General features: G+C 67.5%; 17 protein-coding genes. 4 read left to right on the forward strand and 13 right to left on the reverse strand.

Annotated features, from left to right (window positions below; genetic code table 11):
- From dapA to ACXJKM_RS20985, 3 genes are all read left to right on the forward strand, one after another.
- Positions 1–815: 4-hydroxy-tetrahydrodipicolinate synthase (gene dapA / locus ACXJKM_RS20975; RefSeq protein ID WP_457354914.1), on the forward strand; the 815-nt coding region annotated here is incomplete at its 5' end.
- Positions 816–880: 65 nt separating this feature from the next.
- Positions 881–2,068: an outer membrane protein assembly factor BamC gene (bamC, locus tag ACXJKM_RS20980; RefSeq protein WP_235531938.1), complete on the forward strand. Its 1,188-nt coding sequence runs from the start codon at positions 881–883 to the stop codon at positions 2,066–2,068.
- A gap of 148 nt (positions 2,069–2,216) precedes the next feature.
- Entirely contained in the window at positions 2,217–2,996 is a 780-nt protein-coding gene (locus ACXJKM_RS20985) for an MBL fold metallo-hydrolase (RefSeq protein WP_457354916.1), read from the forward strand.
- A gap of 128 nt (positions 2,997–3,124) precedes the next feature.
- Here ACXJKM_RS20985 and ACXJKM_RS20990 read toward each other — a convergent pair whose 3' ends face one another.
- From ACXJKM_RS20990 to ACXJKM_RS21000, 3 genes are all read right to left on the reverse strand, one after another.
- A complete protein-coding gene (locus tag ACXJKM_RS20990; RefSeq protein ID WP_082532587.1) occupies positions 3,125–3,328 on the reverse strand; it encodes a hypothetical protein in 204 nt (67 codons plus the stop codon).
- 164 nt (positions 3,329–3,492) lie between these two features.
- Positions 3,493–3,987 (reverse strand): hypothetical protein, encoded by a 495-nt coding sequence (locus tag ACXJKM_RS20995; protein WP_457354917.1) that lies wholly within the window; start codon positions 3,985–3,987, stop codon positions 3,493–3,495.
- Positions 3,984–5,099 carry a JmjC domain-containing protein gene (locus ACXJKM_RS21000; RefSeq protein ID WP_457325208.1) on the reverse strand — a complete coding sequence of 372 codons (1,116 nt, stop codon included), beginning with the start codon at positions 5,097–5,099 and terminating at the stop codon, positions 3,984–3,986. Before ACXJKM_RS21000 ends, ACXJKM_RS20995 begins: the two co-directional genes overlap by 4 nt.
- Before the next feature lie 39 nt (positions 5,100–5,138).
- Between ACXJKM_RS21000 and ACXJKM_RS21005 the strand changes: the two genes are divergently transcribed.
- A complete protein-coding gene (locus ACXJKM_RS21005) occupies positions 5,139–5,660 on the forward strand; it encodes an FKBP-type peptidyl-prolyl cis-trans isomerase (protein WP_457354919.1) in 522 nt (173 codons plus the stop codon).
- 172 nt (positions 5,661–5,832) lie between these two features.
- Here ACXJKM_RS21005 and dut read toward each other — a convergent pair whose 3' ends face one another.
- Genes dut through ACXJKM_RS21055 form a run of 10 tightly spaced genes read right to left on the reverse strand, consistent with a single transcriptional unit; the run spans position 5,833 to position 15,105 of the window.
- A complete protein-coding gene (gene dut, locus ACXJKM_RS21010; protein ID WP_056196106.1) occupies positions 5,833–6,282 on the reverse strand; it encodes a dUTP diphosphatase in 450 nt (149 codons plus the stop codon).
- Positions 6,282–7,484 carry a bifunctional phosphopantothenoylcysteine decarboxylase/phosphopantothenate--cysteine ligase CoaBC gene (gene coaBC / locus ACXJKM_RS21015; protein ID WP_457354921.1) on the reverse strand — a complete coding sequence of 401 codons (1,203 nt, stop codon included), beginning with the start codon at positions 7,482–7,484 and terminating at the stop codon, positions 6,282–6,284. Before coaBC ends, dut begins: the two co-directional genes overlap by 1 nt.
- Positions 7,484–8,170: a tRNA (guanosine(46)-N7)-methyltransferase TrmB gene (gene trmB, locus ACXJKM_RS21020; protein WP_457354923.1), complete on the reverse strand. Its 687-nt coding sequence runs from the start codon at positions 8,168–8,170 to the stop codon at positions 7,484–7,486. Before trmB ends, coaBC begins: the two co-directional genes overlap by 1 nt.
- Complete coding sequence (gene deoA / locus ACXJKM_RS21025) at positions 8,170–9,480, reverse strand: thymidine phosphorylase (protein ID WP_457354925.1); 1,311 nt, start codon at positions 9,478–9,480, stop codon at positions 8,170–8,172. Before deoA ends, trmB begins: the two co-directional genes overlap by 1 nt.
- Before the next feature lie 2 nt (positions 9,481–9,482).
- The gene (gene deoC / locus ACXJKM_RS21030; RefSeq protein ID WP_056196095.1) at positions 9,483–10,247 is read right to left on the reverse strand and encodes a deoxyribose-phosphate aldolase; all 765 of its coding nucleotides are present in this window, start codon (positions 10,245–10,247) and stop codon (positions 9,483–9,485) included.
- On the reverse strand, positions 10,244–11,080 hold the full coding sequence (locus tag ACXJKM_RS21035; protein ID WP_457354927.1) for a purine-nucleoside phosphorylase: 837 nt from the start codon (positions 11,078–11,080) through the stop codon (positions 10,244–10,246). Before ACXJKM_RS21035 ends, deoC begins: the two co-directional genes overlap by 4 nt.
- Before the next feature lie 9 nt (positions 11,081–11,089).
- A complete protein-coding gene (gene cdd, locus ACXJKM_RS21040; RefSeq protein ID WP_157281421.1) occupies positions 11,090–11,506 on the reverse strand; it encodes a cytidine deaminase in 417 nt (138 codons plus the stop codon).
- A 1-nt stretch (position 11,507) separates the two neighbouring features.
- Positions 11,508–12,473 carry an ABC transporter permease gene (locus ACXJKM_RS21045; protein ID WP_457354929.1) on the reverse strand — a complete coding sequence of 322 codons (966 nt, stop codon included), beginning with the start codon at positions 12,471–12,473 and terminating at the stop codon, positions 11,508–11,510.
- Positions 12,473–13,576, reverse strand: a complete 1,104-nt coding sequence (locus ACXJKM_RS21050; protein ID WP_457354931.1) for an ABC transporter permease — start codon at positions 13,574–13,576, stop codon at positions 12,473–12,475. Before ACXJKM_RS21050 ends, ACXJKM_RS21045 begins: the two co-directional genes overlap by 1 nt.
- Positions 13,573–15,105 carry an ABC transporter ATP-binding protein gene (locus ACXJKM_RS21055; RefSeq protein WP_457354932.1) on the reverse strand — a complete coding sequence of 511 codons (1,533 nt, stop codon included), beginning with the start codon at positions 15,103–15,105 and terminating at the stop codon, positions 13,573–13,575. Before ACXJKM_RS21055 ends, ACXJKM_RS21050 begins: the two co-directional genes overlap by 4 nt.
- Between the last annotated feature and the right edge of the window lies 1 nt (position 15,106).

Genomic DNA, 15,106 nt, shown 5'->3' on the forward strand with positions numbered 1-15,106 from the left:
ACCCCGCCCTGCGCCGCCTGATCGACTGGCATGTCGAGTCCGGCACCTCCTGCGTCGGCGTCGTCGGCACGACCGGTGAGTCGCCCACGGTCAGCATGGAAGAGAACCGCGAAATCATTCGCGTCGCGGTCGAGCATGCCAAGGGCCGCATCCCCATCCTGGCTGGCACCGGCGCCAATTCCACCGCCGAAGCCATCGAGCTGAGCCGCTATGCCAAGGAGGTCGGCGCGGACTGCACGCTGTCGGTCGTGCCCTACTACAACAAGCCCTCGCAGGAAGGCATCTACCAGCACTTCAAGGCCATCGCCGAGGCCGTGGACATCCCCATGATGCTCTACAACGTGCCTGGCCGGACTGTTGCCGATATGGCCCCTGAGACGACGCTGCGTTGCGCCGGCCTGCCCGGCGTCTTCGGCGTCAAGGAAGCCTCCGGCAATATTGAGCGCGCGGCCTATCTGATCAAGCACGCCCCGGCGGGCTTCCACGTCTACTCGGGCGACGACGGCACGGCGGTCGCGCTGATGCTGCTCGGCGGCCACGGCAACGTCAGCGTGACGGCCAATGTCGCGCCGGAGTTGATGGCTGAACTTTGCCGCCTGGCCATCGACGGCAACGCCGTCGAGGCGCGCAAGGTCCATTTCAAGCTGCTCGGTCTGCACAAGCAGCTGTTCTGCGAGCCCAGCCCCGGCCCGGCGAAGTGGGCGCTGTCGCGCCTGGGCCGCTGCGGCGGTGCGCTGCGCCTGCCAATCACGCCGCTGACGGCTGCCGGCCAGGCCAGCGTCGGCGAGGCAATGGTTGAAGCCGGACTGCTCTGAGCCTCTGGTCTAATGCGCGGCTGCCCGTTTCAAGCGGGCAACCAGTTCCCTCGGAGATCTCCAGCGTGACGTCCCTTTCCCCGATTTGCTCGCTTCGCCCGTCGGCGACCCGTCTGGCCTGCACGGCCTTTGTCCTGTCCCTCGCCGGCTGCAGCACCATCGACAGCATGTTCTCGACGGACAAGGTCGACTACCGCGCCGCTTCGCGCCAGACCCAGGGTCTGGACGTCCCGCCCGACCTGACCCAGTTGGCCAAGGACAACCGCGCTCAAGTGCAGGGCGGCTCCATCACCGCCTCGGCGTTGTCGGCGGTCAAGCCCGCGAATTCGACCAACGCCCAGTCGCTGGTCTCCGGCAGCGTCGCCGCCAATGCGGTTGGCGATGTTCGCCTCGAGCGCAGCGGCGCCGAGCGCTGGCTGCACACCTCGGCTTCGCCCGAGCAGCTCTGGCCGCAGATCCGCACCTTCTGGCAGGAACGCGGCCTTGAAGTCGTCAAGGAGCAGCCCGAGGTCGGTGTCATGGAGACCAACTGGGGCGAGAACCGCGCCAAGCTGCCGCAGGACTTCATCCGCTCCACCATCGGCAAGGTCTTCGACGGCCTGTACTCCACCGGCGAGCGCGACATGTACCGCACCCGTGTCGAACGAGGCACAAGCGGCACCGACATCTTCATCAGCCACCGCGGCATGCAGGAGATCTACACCTCCCAAGGCCGTGATTCGACCGCCTGGCAGAACCGCCCGGCCGACCCGTATCTCGAAGCCGAGATGCTGTCGCGCCTGATGCTCAAGCTCGGCGGCAAGGAAGACGCTGCCAAGGCCATCGTCGCCGAAGCGGGCTCGCCCGCCGCAGCCACGACGCCGAGCACGATCAAGGTCGGCGGCGACGCCCCACGCGCCCGCCGCCCGCTGTCCGAAGTGCCTGACAGCCTTGCCGTCAATGACGGATTCGACCGCGCCTGGCGCCGTGTCGGCCTGTCGCTGGACCGTCATGGCTTCACCATCGAGGACCGTGACCGCGCTGCTGGCCTCTTCTATCTGCGCTACGCCGACCCCGAGCAGGCTGGCAAGGACGAACCCAACTTCTTCCAGCGCCTGTTCGGCGCCAAGGCTGCCGCGCCGATGCGCTATCGCGTTTCGGTCAAGGCAGACGGTGTCAAGAGCACGGTGCGTGTGCTGGACGACCGCGGTCAGGCCATTTCCGACGACAACGCCAAGCGCATTCTGTCGTTGCTGATGGACGACCTGAAGTAAGACCACCCCTACCGGCTTCGCCGGCCCCTCCAAGGGGCGCTCCAAGCAGCCCGGCAAAGCCGGATCTGCTGGAGCCACTCGGTGAAGATCAGGTTGCCTCGATGAACCGCCCGTTTCCCGCTGCAATGCTCACAGGAGCGTTCGCGTGATGCGCTTTTGCAGCCTCGGCAGCGGCAGCGGAGGCAACTCAACCCTGATTGAGGCCAGCCAGGGCATCACGAGCACGCGGTTGCTCGTCGATGCCGGCTTCAGCGTCCGCGAACTCGTCAAACGCCTCGCCCGCGCCGGCAGCGCGCCCGAGGATGTCGACGCCGTCTTCATCACTCACGAGCACGGCGACCACATCGGTTGCGCACTCGCCTTCGCGATGCGCTACCGCATCCCGCTGGTCATGAGCCGTGGCACCTGGCGGGCGGTTGGCAGCGCGGACTTCGATCCCGCTTTGCTGCGCATCGCCAGGGGCGGCGAGGCCATGGAACTGGGCGATATGGCGTTGCGGCCGTTCACGGTGCCCCATGACGCCAATGAGCCGCTGCAACTGGTGCTGGACGACGGCGCGCTGCGCTTGGGACTGGTCACCGACCTGGGCTGCGCACCAGCAAGCGTGGCCGAAGCGCTGGCTGGCTGCCAGGCGCTGCTGCTGGAATGCAACCACGACGAGGGCATGCTGCGCACCGGGCCATATCACCCGGCGTTGAAAAAGCGCATTCTGGGCAGCCACGGCCATCTGTCGAATGCCGCGGCGGCCGATCTGCTGGCTCGCTGCCTGCATACCGGTTTGAAGACTGTGGCCGCAGCCCATCTCAGCGAACACAACAACACGCCCGAACTGGCGCGCGCCGCGTTGGCCGAAATTCTCGGCGAGGTGGAATCAGATATTCGCATTGCCCATCCAACCCTGGGTTTGGACTGGGTGGTGCTGAACTGAGCCGGGCGGCGCGACCGCATCAGGCAAAGTTTTGTAATCGCGCTCGTAACACCCGCCAAAGCGTCGCGAAAAAGAAAAGAGCCGCCGCTGCTTGCGCAGCGACGGCTCTTTCCGTGGGGACGAAGCGATTACTTCGAAGCAGCGGACGCAGCAGCGTCGACAACAGCGCTGGCAGCAGCCGAGGCAGCTTCGGCAACAGCCGAGGCAGCTTCAGAAGCGGCGGGAGCCGGGGTCACGACCGCGGGGGCCTCAACCTTGGGTTCTTCCTTCTTGCTGCAAGCGGTCAGAGCAGCAGCAGCCAGCAGGGAAGCCAACAGGATCGACTTATTCATACTTGTCCTCAAACGTTTAAACGACGGTGCACACCATAATTTTGGGGTCGTGCGCCAGTGCTTTTTGCACACTAACGGCCGACCCCGACAGAACAAGACGCGGAAAACCTCGAGCGCTTCCCTCGCCTAGCCCGTGATTATAGGGGTTTGCACGTCACAAACACTCAGAGCCCCAAAGTCGTGGGCGCAAATGAGTCGCTGGAGCGTTGTGCGAGGGCATCAAACCATTCCAGGCCACGCAGGCGCTCAGCTGGGTCCAGGCTCAATTCGCCGCGCCATAGATGACGATCGAAAAGCCGCAGGCTCAAGGTCGATTCGGCCCCGACAGCCAGCAGCAAGCTCGCCGGCGCTGCTTCGAGTCTGAGTTCCGGCTCGACGGCCCGGGCCGTCACGCAATGCGCGAAGTCACGGCGCCAGCGGACGAAGCGCGGGTGTCTGCGTACCACGTCGTCGTACTGCAGGGCCAGCAGGTGCAACTGGCGGCCGGTGCGGGCCCAGGCGGTCAGGGCGGCCAGGGCCGCCGCTTCGGACAGCGGCCACTCGACGAAGTCTGCATCCCAGGCGTGCAGCTCACGACAAGCCTGTGCGCCCGCCCAGGCCAGGGTTTCGGTGAGCAGGCGCTGGAAATCGGCCCGGCCGGCAAAAGTTTGTGCGTTCATGGCGTCTGTGGCTGAACCCAGCCATCCTCGGTCCATTGGTCCAGCAGCTCGCGCGCGTCGGGAGACAGGCGCGCGACCTCGGCGGCCCCCAGCACCCGGTTGTCGGCCAGGCTGCGCATCAGCGCTGCGTCGCGGCCGCCAGCCCGAAAGCTCTCGCCGTTCAGGAAGACATGGGCAGCGTCGTAGAGCATGCGGCTGCGGCGGTCGAGCACCGCATCGCGGCCCGGCGCCAGGGGTTCGCCGGGCTCGAACCAGACGGTGGCCTTGGGCTCGGTCAGCGCCTCGCCCAGAGCCCGCTCCAGCGCCTGCGGCCGCTGCACGGCGGCTTCGACGGCGCGGCGGGCGAAATCCAGCAAAGCAGGCGGCACCCGGGCAGGCTCGGCGGTGGCCTCCTGGCGTGGGTCGGCGTAGAGCTTGCTGGCGCTGTCGACGTCGTCCAGCAGTCGCGGCAGCAGCTCAGCCGCCAGACCCTCAACGCTCGACGCTCGAAAGCCAACCGAGCCGGTGATGCAGCCGGAGCCGACCGCGACGCCGTCATGCGCCCAGCCTGGCGGCAGGTAGAGCATGTCGCCCGGCTGCAGCACGAATTCCTCTTCGGCCTTGAAATTGGCAATGATCTTCAGAGGCACGTCGTCACGCAGCACGGCATCGCGCTGGGCGGCGATGCGCCAGCGGCGCTGTCCGGCGAGTTGGATCAGGAAGACGTCGTAGGAATCAAAATGCGGACCGACGCCTCCGCCGTCGCTGGCCACGGACAGCATCAGGTCGTCCAGCCGCGCTTCGGGCACAAAGCGAAAAAGGTCGAGCAGCGCGCGCCCTTCCGCCAAATGCTGATCCAGGCCTTGCACCAGCAGGGTCCAACCGGGTTTGCTCATCGCCGGCAGGCGCGCGATGGGGCCTTGCTTGAGCTTCCACTCGCCATCAAAGGCAGTGACGAGGCGGGACTCGACATCGTCGCGCGCCGCCAGCGCGGCCAGCTCCTTCAGCGAAGCCGGCGACGGCGCGGGATTGAAGGCCTGGCGCACGAGCAGCGGCTTCTTCTGCCAGTGCTTGTGCATGAACTGCTCCGGGCTCAGGCCGGCGAGCATCGCTGTGGGTAAGGCAATCTGCATGCCTTATTGTGCCGAGGGTGGTGTGGGAAAATCTCTCCCATGCAAGCGACCCGCCCCTGTGTTGTCTCCCTGCGCTGGAGACTCGAAGATGCCCAAGGCCAGCTCATCGACGAGCTGGCCGAGCCCATGGAATTCCTGCTGGGGGGTGACGACCTGTTTGCCAAGGTCGAGGAAGCGCTGGAGGGCCAGGAGGCCGGCTTCGAGACCAGCCTCGCACTGCAACCCGAGGAGGCCTTCGGCGACTACGACTCCGGTCTCGTCTGCTTCGAAGCCCGCGGGCTGTTCCCGGACGGCGTCGAGCCCGGGCTGCAGATCGAGGGCCTGCCCGAAGGCGCCGCTACCGAAGGCATGCCCGAGGACGTGGTCTACACCGTCACCGAGGTCTACCCTCAGCATGTCGTGCTCGACGGCAATCACCCGCTGGCCGGCATCGGCCTGCGCATGCACCTGACGCTGCTGGACGTGCGCGCGGCCACCGAGCAGGAGGTCGAGGCCGGTTCAGTTGGCGAGCCTATCTTCATGGTGCAGACCGGCGCGCCGCCGGACGAGCAACTGCATTGAGGCCCCTCGACCAGCCTCGCGCCGCTGAACGCGGGCGAGTCTGGTCGGTCCCCCGCGGGGACGGCGATGCTTGCGGCATCGAGCCGCACGCACATCGCCTTGCGGGCCGGCTAGGGAGCGGCCCGGCGCTCGGCCCGAAATACGGTTCAGTGCGCGCGTCTTGGCGCCCTGCTTATGCCTTGCCGGTGGAGCCGAAGCCGCCTGCTCCGCGTTCGGACGAGTCGAAGCTGTCGACGCGACGGAAGGTCGCCTGCACAACCGGCACGATGACCAGTTGGGCGATGCGCTCGAAGGGCTGGATGACGAACTCCGTCTGGCCGCGATTCCAGCAGCTGACCATGAGCTGGCCCTGGTAATCGCTGTCGATCAGACCGACCAGGTTGCCCAGCACGATGCCGTGTTTGTGGCCCAGACCCGAGCGCGGCAGGATGATGGCCGCCAGGCCCGGGTCGGCGATATGGATGGCCAGACCCGTAGGGATCAGCGTCGTCTGGCCGGGAGCGAGCGTGATGGGCTCACTCAGGCAGGCGCGAAGGTCGAGGCCGGCGCTGCCGGGCGTGGCGTAAGCGGGGATCTGCTCGGCCATGCGGGCGTCGAGCACTTGCAAATCAATCGGGGTCATCAGAGTCTTTTGGAAAGTTCGGTCATCAGCTCGCGCGCCAGGCTGAGCTTGTCGGCCCGGGGCAGTTCGCGCTGGCCCTGCTCGTCGATGAGCAGCAGCGCGTTGTCGTCACGGCCGAAGGTGGCGGGGCCGAGGTTGGCGACGATGAGCGGGATGCCCTTGCGGCGGCGCTTGGCGTCGGCGTGTTCTGCGAGCTTCTCGCTTTCGGCGGCGAAGCCGACGCAGAAAGGGGGCATGTGCAGCTTGGCAACCGCGGCGAGGATGTCCGGGTTCTCGGCCATCGCGATGGTCGGCGCGGTCGCACCGCCCTCGGCTTTCTTCAGCTTGTGTTCGTGCGCCTGGGCGGGGCGCCAGTCAGCCACCGCTGCCGTCGCTATGAAAGCATGCTGGTGGGTGGCTAGCGGCAGCACGGCGTCGAACATCTGCTGCGCACTCTGTACGTCGATGCGCTGCACGCCGCGCGGTGTCGCCAGGTGCACTGGGCCCGCCACCAGCGTGACCTCGGCGCCGGCCTCGGCCGCAGCGCGGGCGATGGCGAAACCCATCTTGCCGCTGCTGTGGTTGGTGATGCCGCGCACCGGGTCGATGGGCTCGAAGGTCGGGCCGGCCGTGATCAGCAGCTTCTTGCCCAGCAGCGTCTTGGGCGCGAGGAAGGCCTCGACGTCGTCGAAGATCTCTTGCGCCTCCAGCATGCGGCCGTCGCCGATCTCGCCGCAGGCCTGGTCGCCGTTGGCGGGGCCGATGACGGTCGCGCCGTCGGCCTTGAGCTGCGCGACATTGCGCTGTGTGGCGGGGTGAGCCCACATCTCTCGGTTCATCGCCGGCACGACCAGCAGCGGGCACTCAGCGATGCGGCGGGCCAGCGCCGTCAGGCTGACGAGATCGTCCGCCCTGCCCTGCGCCAGCGCGGCGATGGCATCGGCACTCGCAGGCGCCACCAGCATCACATCGGCCTCGCGGCTGAGGTTGATATGGGCCATGTTGTTGTCGGGACGCGCATCCCACTGGCTGGTGTAGACCGGCCGGCCGGACAGGGCCTGCATGGTCACCGCGGTGATGAACTGCTCGGCGGCCTCGGTCATCATGACCTGCGCCGTCGCGCCGCCCTTCACGAACAGGCGCGTCAGCTCCGCGATCTTGTAGCCGGCGATGCCGCCGGTCATGGCGAGCAGGACGTGCTTGCCTTGCAGTGGTGATGTCATCAACGCTTCCTGAACACCAGATCCCACACGCCATGTCCGAGCTTGATGCCGCGGTTCTCGAACTTGGTCAGCGGGCGGTAGGCGGGCTTGTCAGCATAGCCGGCCGCGGTGTTCAGGAGCTGGGGCTCGGCCGACAGCACTTCAAGCATCTGCTCAGCGTACGGCTGCCAGTCGGTCGCGCAGTGCAGATAACCGCTTGGCGCGATGTGCTGGATCAACTTGGCAACGAACTCCGGCTGGATCAGCCGCCGCTTGTTGTGACGCTTCTTGTGCCAGGGGTCGGGGAAGAAGATGTGCACGCCCGCCAGCAGGTCTGGGCCGATCATGTCGCGCAGCACCTCCACGGCATCGTGCTGGACGATGCGGATGTTGGTGAGCTGCTTCTCATCGATGAGCTTGAGCAGAGCGCCGACACCCGGCTCATGCACCTCGCAGCCGATGAAGTCATGGTCGGGCAGCGTGCCCGCAATGTCGGCCGTCGCGCCGCCCATGCCGAAGCCGATCTCCAGCACCAGCGGGGCTTTGCGGCCGAAGATGGCTTCAGCGTCCAGGCGTTCGGGCTTGTAGGGCAGGACGAACTTCGGGCCCAGTTCGGCCAGGGCCTTGATCTGGCCCGTGCCCATGCGGCCGGCACGCGTGACGAAGCTCTTGATCGCCCGGCGCGGCGGGTCCTCTTTTTCTTCCATCAGCCGACCTCAGCCATCACCATGGGCGTGGCGGCGATGTCGGCGTCGCCCAGCGTGCACGCGGCCAGATAGGACGCGATGGCACGCTCAGCCGCCGCGTCGTCCGCGGCGTGGACCAGCGCCAGCGGCTCGCCGGCGGCGACGCGGGTGCCCAGCGGCTTCACTTCCGAGAAGCCGACACGCATGTCGATGGCGTCACCGGCCTTGCGCCGACCGCCGCCGAGTTCGACGATGGCCACGCCCAGGTCGCGGGTCGACATCGTCGTGATGACGCCGGCGCGCAATGCGCGGACAGGCTTCACGACGGGCGCGGCGGTCAGATAAGCCTCGGGCCGCTCCATCAGGTCCGCCGGGCCGCCCAGGGCAACCACCATCTTGGCGAACTTCTCGGCAGCGGCGCCGGAGTCCAGCGCAGCCTGCAGCTTGACGCGAGCGCCAGCGGTGTTGGCAGCCAGGCCGCCCAGCACCAGCATCTCGGCGCACAGCGCCAGCGTCACTTCGTGCAGGCGCGGCTCGCGGGCCTCGCCCTTCAGGTAGCGGATGGTCTCGATCACTTCGAGCGAGTTGCCGACATCGCTGCCCAGGATCTGGTTCATGTCGGTGATCAGCGCACGCGTCTTCAGGCCCGCGCCACCGGCGACCGCGACGATGCTCTCGGCCAGCTCCTTGGCGAACTCGGGCGTGGACGCGAAGGCACCGTTGCCGCACTTGATGTCCATGGCCAGGCCTTCGAGGCCGGCAGCCAGCTTCTTGGACAGGATGCTGGCGGTGATCAGCGGCACGCTCTCGACAGTGGCCGTCACGTCGCGCGTCGCGTAGAAGCGCTTGTCGGCGGGGGCGAGGTCGGCCGTCTGGCCAATGATGGCGCAACCCAGCGAGCGCACGATCTGGTCGAACCGGGCCGGGTCGGGTGTCGTCGTGTAGCCGGGAATGGCCTCCAGCTTGTCGACCGTGCCGCCGGTGTGGCCCAGGCCCCTGCCGGCAATCATCGGCACATAGCCGCCGCAGGCCGCCACCATGGGCGCCAGCATCAGGCTGACCTTGTCGCCCACGCCGCCGCTGCTGTGCTTGTCCAGCACGGGGCCGGGCATGTCGGGCCAGCGCATGACGCGGCCGGAGTTCATCATCGCGCGGGTCAGCAGCACGGCTTCGTCGCGGCCCATGCCCTTGAGGAACACGGCCATGCCGAGGGCGGCCACCTGGCCTTCGCTCCAGGAGTTGTCGACGAGGCCGCGGACGAAATGGTTGATCTGCGCTTCGTTGAGCGCCTGGCCGTCGCGCTTGGCGCGGATGATTTCTTGAGCAAGCATGGTCAGTAGGCCGCGGTGACAGCGGCGGATTGAGCGCCGGAGAGCACGGCTTCGATGTCGGTGAGCAGGCCGCTGGCGCCAAAGCGCAGGCGTTGCGGGTTGAGAGCGGCAGCGCCCAGGGCGGCTTCGGCCTGGGCGATATAGCCCGCGGCGTCGGCCACCGAGCGCACGCCGCCCGAGGCCTTGAAGCCGGCGGCGGACAGGCCGCTCGCGGCGATCTCCTTCAGCATCACGGCCGCCGCGGCCGGCGTGGCGCCGACTGGGGTCTTGCCGGTGCTCGTCTTGACGAAGTCGGCACCGGCCGCCAGCGCCAGGCGCGTGGCCTGGGCGATGCGCTCGGGCGTGGCCAGTTCGCCGGATTCGATGATGACCTTGAGCGTCAGCGGCCGGCTGGCGAAGCGGACCTCGGAAAGAAACTCGCTCACCTCGGTGCTGTCACCGGCAATCAGCGCGCGCCAGGGCAGCACGACGTCGACCTCATCTCCGCCCGCCTGCGCAATCTCCGTGACATCAGCCAGCGCGCGAGCCTGGTCCAAAGCGCCATCGGGAAAGTTTGCAACCGCCGCGACCTTGATGGATGCCGGCAAGGCGGCGCGCGCTTGGGCAACGAAACGCGGCCAGACGCAGACAGCAGCCACGGGGCCATGCGGCGACTGCGCACGGCGGCACAGCGCGTCGATGTCGGCGGCGGTGTCGGCGTCGTTCAGGCTGGTCAGATCCAGGCAGGCCAGCGCCGTACGGGCCGCGGCCTTCAGATCGGCCGTCATAGCGTCAGCTCGGCAAAGCTCGCAATGAGGGCCGCCAGAAAGCTCGCGGCGCGTTCGCCAGAGAGCTGCGCCTGCTTCAGCGTCAGATCATGCGTCAGCGCCTCAGCGGACAGGCCAGCCGCCATGTTGGTCATCAGCGCGATGCCCATCACCTTGAGGCCGGCGTGGCGGGCCAGGATGGTCTCAGGCACGGTGCTCATGCCCACTGCGTCAGCACCCCAGGCCGCAAACATGCGGATCTCGGCGGCCGTCTCGAACTGTGGGCCCAGGGCCCAGCAGTACGTGCCCTCGCCCAGCATCAGGTTCTCGCGCTTGGCCAAGGCGAGCGCGTGCTTGCGCAGGTCGGCGTCGTAGGCATTGACCATGTCGACAAAGCGATGGCTGCCCTGCTCGCCCACCAGCGGGCTGCGCTGCGGTGCGTTGATGTGATCGGCAATCAGCATCAGGCTGCCGGGCGGCATGTGGCCGCGCAGCGAGCCGGAGGCATTGGTCTGCACCAGCAGCTTCACGCCCCAGCGCTTGAGGGTGCGCAACGCGCCCGCCATGCCGGTGCAGTCGCCGCTCTCATAGGTGTGGGCGCGGCCGCGCAGGAAGATGACGCGCTGCTTGCCGATATTGCCGACGACGATCTCGTTGACATGGCCCTCGACCTTGGGCTGCGGGAAGGCCGGCAGCTCGGTATAGGGCAGGTTCTTGGCATCCTGCACATGGCTGACCGCGCCGGCCCAGCCGGAGCCGAGCACGACGGCGACTTCAGGGGCGTCGCCAAACAGGGATTGCAGCTTCTCGACGTTCGCGGAGATGGCGACGTCGAGGGTTTTGTTGTCGATCATGGGAAAACCTCAGATGTGCAAGTGACTGGGCCCGAAGCTGTGGGGCAGCAATTCGGCCAGGGTCCAGCGTTGGCGGATGCCGCCAGGATCGCCGGCAATGACGATGAGCTCTTCGGGAACGGAGAACTCCCGCAGCTTCTGGCGGCAGCCACCGCAGGGGGTGATGACATCGGGGCCGGGGCCGGTCACGAGGACGGCCCGGGCCTGCTTGCCGCCGGCCATGATCATGGCCGTCAGCGCCGAAGGTTCCGCGCACCAGCCCTGGGGGTAGGACGCGTTCTCCATGTTGGCGCCGATGTGGATGCGGCCTTGCTCGTCGAGGATGGCCGCGCCGACCTTGTATTTCGAATACGGCGAATGCGAGAACTCGCGGGCGCGCAGCGATTCGGCGAGCAGGCGGTTCAGCAGGTCCTGGGTCAATTCCATTTCAGCGCTCCTTCACGTAGGGCTTGCCCAGCGCCTTGGGGGCGATGGCAGAACCAATGAAGCCAGCCAACAGCACGACCGTCAAGATATAGGGCAAAGCCTGGATCAGCTGCACGGGTACTTCGCCGATGCCAGGCAACTGCACGCCCTGCATGCGGATCGCCACGGCATCCAGGAAGCCGAACAGCAGGCAGGCCGCCATCGTCGGCAGCGGCTTCCACTTGCCGAAGATCATCGCCGCCAGCGCAATGAAGCCGCGGCCGGCGGTCATGTTGGGCGAGAAGGACGCGTTCTGCGCCAGCGTCAGGTAGGAGCCGGCCAGGCCGCAGAGCACGCCATTCATCAGCAGCGCCTGGTACCGCAGGCCTTGCACGGACATGCCGGCCGCTTCCACCATGGCCGGGTTCTCGCCCACGGCGCGCAGGCGCAGGCCCGGTCGGGTGCGCTCCAGAAAGAACCAGACCGCAGCAACCATCAGGAAGGCGACGTAGACCAGCACGTTGTGGCTCAGCAGGCCGTGGCCGAAGACGGAGGCAAACCAGTTGCCCGGCTGCGGCTCGGCAAAGCCCTTGGCGAGGGCGGTCAGGCGCACGTCGGGCTCGATGGGCGGCGTCTGGCCACCTTGCTGGAACCAAGCGATGCCGAGCACGACGGTAAGGCCGGCGGCAATCATGTTCAGCGCGACGCCGGAGACGACTTGATCGCCACGGTTGGTCACACAGGCAAAGCCATGCAACAGCGAGGCAATACAGGCGACGGCAATGGCGGCCATCACGCCATAGGCCGTCGAATGCGTGACCGAGGCGGCGGCCGCGGCCGCGAAGGCGGCGAACAGCATCTTGCCTTCCAGGCCCAGGTCGACGACGCCGGCGCGCTCGGACAGCACGCCCGCCATCGCGCACAGCAGCAGCGGCGCGCTGACGCGCAACGTGGACGCCAGCACCGAGGCAATCAGGACTTCATCCATCAGCGGCCTCCCTTCACCATGCCGTAGAGGCGCGCAAACAGCGGCGCGCTGACCGTGGCCATCGCGCCCGAGAACAGCACGATCAGGCCCTGCGCCGTGACCACCATCTCGCGGCTGAAGCCTTGCAGCTCGAACGAGACCTCGACGCCGCCCTGGTAGAGCACGCCGAACAGCAGCGAGGCCAGCACGATGCCGACCGGATGGTTGCGGCCCATCAGCGACACGGCGATGCCGGTGAAGCCGGCGCCGGCGACGAAGTCCAGCGTCAGCTTGCCCTGCACGCCCGAAATCTCGTTGATGCCAACCATGCCGGCCAGCGCACCGGAAATCGCCATCGCGATCAGCACCTGGGCGCGCGGGCGGATGCCAGCGTAGTGGGCCGCGCGCGGTGCGCTGCCGACTGAGCGGACCGCGTAGCCGGCGGCGCTCTTCCACAGGAACCAGCCGACGAAGACGCAGGCGATCAGCGCGATGACAAGGCTGAGGTTGAGCGGCGAAGACGGCAGCTCATAGCCCAGCGCGGCGGCCATCTGGTGCAGGGCCGGCATGCGAGCGGATTCGCTGAACTCGGCCGACTCGACGGACATGCTGCCGGCCGGGCGCAGCCAGTTCACTAGCAGATAACCGTTCAGCGCCGCAGCGAGAAAGTTGAACATGATCGTCGTGATGACGATGTGGCTGCCGCGCCAGGCCTGCAGATACGCGGGCAGCGCCGCCCACAGCATGCCGAAGAAGGCCGCGGCGATGACCAGCAGCGGCAGCATGACGACGGCCGGCAGCTTGGCGCCCAGCCACAGCGCAACCAGGGCCACGCCCACGCCGCCCAGCGTCGCCTGGCCCTCGCCGCCGATGTTGAACAGGCCGGCGTGGATGGCGACCGCGACCGCCAGGCCGGTGAAGATGAAGGTCGTCGCGTAGTAGAGCGAGTAGCCCAGGCCGCGCACGCTGCCCAGGGCGCCGTTGAGCAGCACGGTCAGCGCCTGCCAGGGGCTGTGGCCGATGACCAGGACGACCAGCCCGGCCACGACCAGGGCGATGGCCAGGTTCCAAAGCGGCAGCAGGCCGATGTCGATCCAGCGGGGGAGAGTCAAAGGCTGGCTCATGCGGCAGCTCGTTCTTCTTGTGCGGCCATCAGCAGGCCCAAACGTTTTTCGTCGCAGTCTTCAATCGCCAGCTCGCCGGTAATGCGACCGCAGTTCATGACGATCACGCGGTCGGCCAGGGCCAGGATCTCGTCCAGCTCGCTGCTGACCAGCAGCACCGCGCAGCCGGCATCGCGCAGGGCGCGCAGCTGGCCGTGGATGAATTCGATGGCGCCGATGTCGACGCCACGGGTGGGCTGGCCCACCAGCAGCACGGTCGGCTGCTCGCCGATCTCGCGCGCCAGGATGAGCTTTTGCTGGTTGCCGCCGGAAAACTTGGACGAGCCCAGGTTCTCGTCGCGCGGGCGCACGTCGAAGCGTTCTTGCATGGCACGCGTCGCATCGCGCATCGCGGCGTGGTTCATCGCCGCGCCTTTGCGGTATTTGGGCAGATTCTGGTAGCCCAGCACGGCCGACTCCCAGGCTGGGAAGCTCATGACGAGGCCGACGGCGTGGCGATCCTCCGGCACATGCGCCAGGCGCAGCGGACGGGCGCGGGCCGTGTCCAACCAGGCCTCGGGCGTGAAGCTCGCGCCGCCGAGCTCCAGGCGACCACCCTCGGGCGACCGCAGGCCGGACAGAACTTCCAGCAGCTCGCTCTGGCCATTGCCCGACACGCCAGCCACGCCGACGATCTCGCCGGCCTTCAGCGTCAGGCTGACGTCCTTCAGCGCGGGTACGCCGTTGGCGTGCTTGAGGCTCAGGCCGGAGGCTTGCAAGCGCACTTCGCCGGCATGCACTTCCATGCCTTCAGGGCGACCCAGCGTGACCTTGCGGCCCACCATGGACTCGGCCAGCGACTCCTCGCTCCACTCGGAGATAGCACGCGTCTCGACCACCTGCCCCGCCCGCATCACCGTGACGGCGCTGCACAGGCTCATGACTTCCCGCAGCTTGTGCGTGATGAGGATCAGCGTCGTGCCGCGCTCCTTCAAGCGGCGCAGCGTGACGAAAAGCTGGTCGGTCTCCTGCGGCGTCAGCACGGCCGTCGGCTCGTCCAGGATCAGGATCTTGGCGCCGCGGTACAGCGCCTTCAGAATTTCCAGGCGCTGCAACTCGCCCACGGGCAGGTCGGCCACCACGGCATCGAGCTGCACGGTGAGGCCGGTCTCCTGCATCAGCGCCTGCAGCTTCTTGCGCACATCGGCCTTGGCCGGCGCCAGGAAGAAGCGCCCTTCGGCGCCCAGCATGATGTTTTCCAGGCAGGTCAGCGTGTCGACCAGCATGAAGTGCTGGTGCACCATGCCGATACCCAGGGCAATGGCCTGCTGGGAATTGGCGATGTGGACCTGCTGGCCGTTGACCTCGATATGGCCTGAATCGGCGTGGTAGTAGCCATACAGGATGGCCATCAGCGTGCTCTTGCCCGCGCCGTTCTCGCCCACGAGGCCATGCACGCTGCCCGCGGCGATGTCGAAGGACACCTCGCGGTTGGCCTGGACCGCGCCAAAGCGCTTGGAAATCGCCCGGAGGCGGACGGCGGGCGTCATC

This window comes from Roseateles sp. P5_D6, from assembly GCF_054049415.1.

What these genes read in the sequence shown, in the direction of transcription:
- ACXJKM_RS20985 (WP_457354916.1), top strand. Translation starts at nt 2,217, where the DNA reads ATGCGCTTTTGCAGCCTCGGCAGCGGCAGCGGAGGCAACTCAACCCTG.
- ACXJKM_RS20990 (WP_082532587.1), bottom strand. Translation starts at nt 3,328, where the DNA reads ATGAATAAGTCGATCCTGTTGGCTTCCCTGCTGGCTGCTGCTGCTCTG.
- ACXJKM_RS20995 (WP_457354917.1), bottom strand. Translation starts at nt 3,987, where the DNA reads ATGAACGCACAAACTTTTGCCGGCCGGGCCGATTTCCAGCGCCTGCTC.
- ACXJKM_RS21000 (WP_457325208.1), bottom strand. Translation starts at nt 5,099, where the DNA reads ATGCAGATTGCCTTACCCACAGCGATGCTCGCCGGCCTGAGCCCGGAG.
- ACXJKM_RS21005 (WP_457354919.1), top strand. Translation starts at nt 5,139, where the DNA reads ATGCAAGCGACCCGCCCCTGTGTTGTCTCCCTGCGCTGGAGACTCGAA.
- dut (WP_056196106.1), bottom strand. Translation starts at nt 6,282, where the DNA reads ATGACCCCGATTGATTTGCAAGTGCTCGACGCCCGCATGGCCGAGCAG.
- coaBC (WP_457354921.1), bottom strand. Translation starts at nt 7,484, where the DNA reads ATGACATCACCACTGCAAGGCAAGCACGTCCTGCTCGCCATGACCGGC.
- trmB (WP_457354923.1), bottom strand. Translation starts at nt 8,170, where the DNA reads ATGGAAGAAAAAGAGGACCCGCCGCGCCGGGCGATCAAGAGCTTCGTC.
- deoA (WP_457354925.1), bottom strand. Translation starts at nt 9,480, where the DNA reads ATGCTTGCTCAAGAAATCATCCGCGCCAAGCGCGACGGCCAGGCGCTC.
- deoC (WP_056196095.1), bottom strand. Translation starts at nt 10,247, where the DNA reads ATGACGGCCGATCTGAAGGCCGCGGCCCGTACGGCGCTGGCCTGCCTG.
- ACXJKM_RS21035 (WP_457354927.1), bottom strand. Translation starts at nt 11,080, where the DNA reads ATGATCGACAACAAAACCCTCGACGTCGCCATCTCCGCGAACGTCGAG.
- cdd (WP_157281421.1), bottom strand. Translation starts at nt 11,506, where the DNA reads ATGGAATTGACCCAGGACCTGCTGAACCGCCTGCTCGCCGAATCGCTG.
- ACXJKM_RS21045 (WP_457354929.1), bottom strand. Translation starts at nt 12,473, where the DNA reads ATGGATGAAGTCCTGATTGCCTCGGTGCTGGCGTCCACGTTGCGCGTC.
- ACXJKM_RS21050 (WP_457354931.1), bottom strand. Translation starts at nt 13,576, where the DNA reads ATGAGCCAGCCTTTGACTCTCCCCCGCTGGATCGACATCGGCCTGCTG.
- ACXJKM_RS21055 (WP_457354932.1), bottom strand. Translation starts at nt 15,105, where the DNA reads ATGACGCCCGCCGTCCGCCTCCGGGCGATTTCCAAGCGCTTTGGCGCG.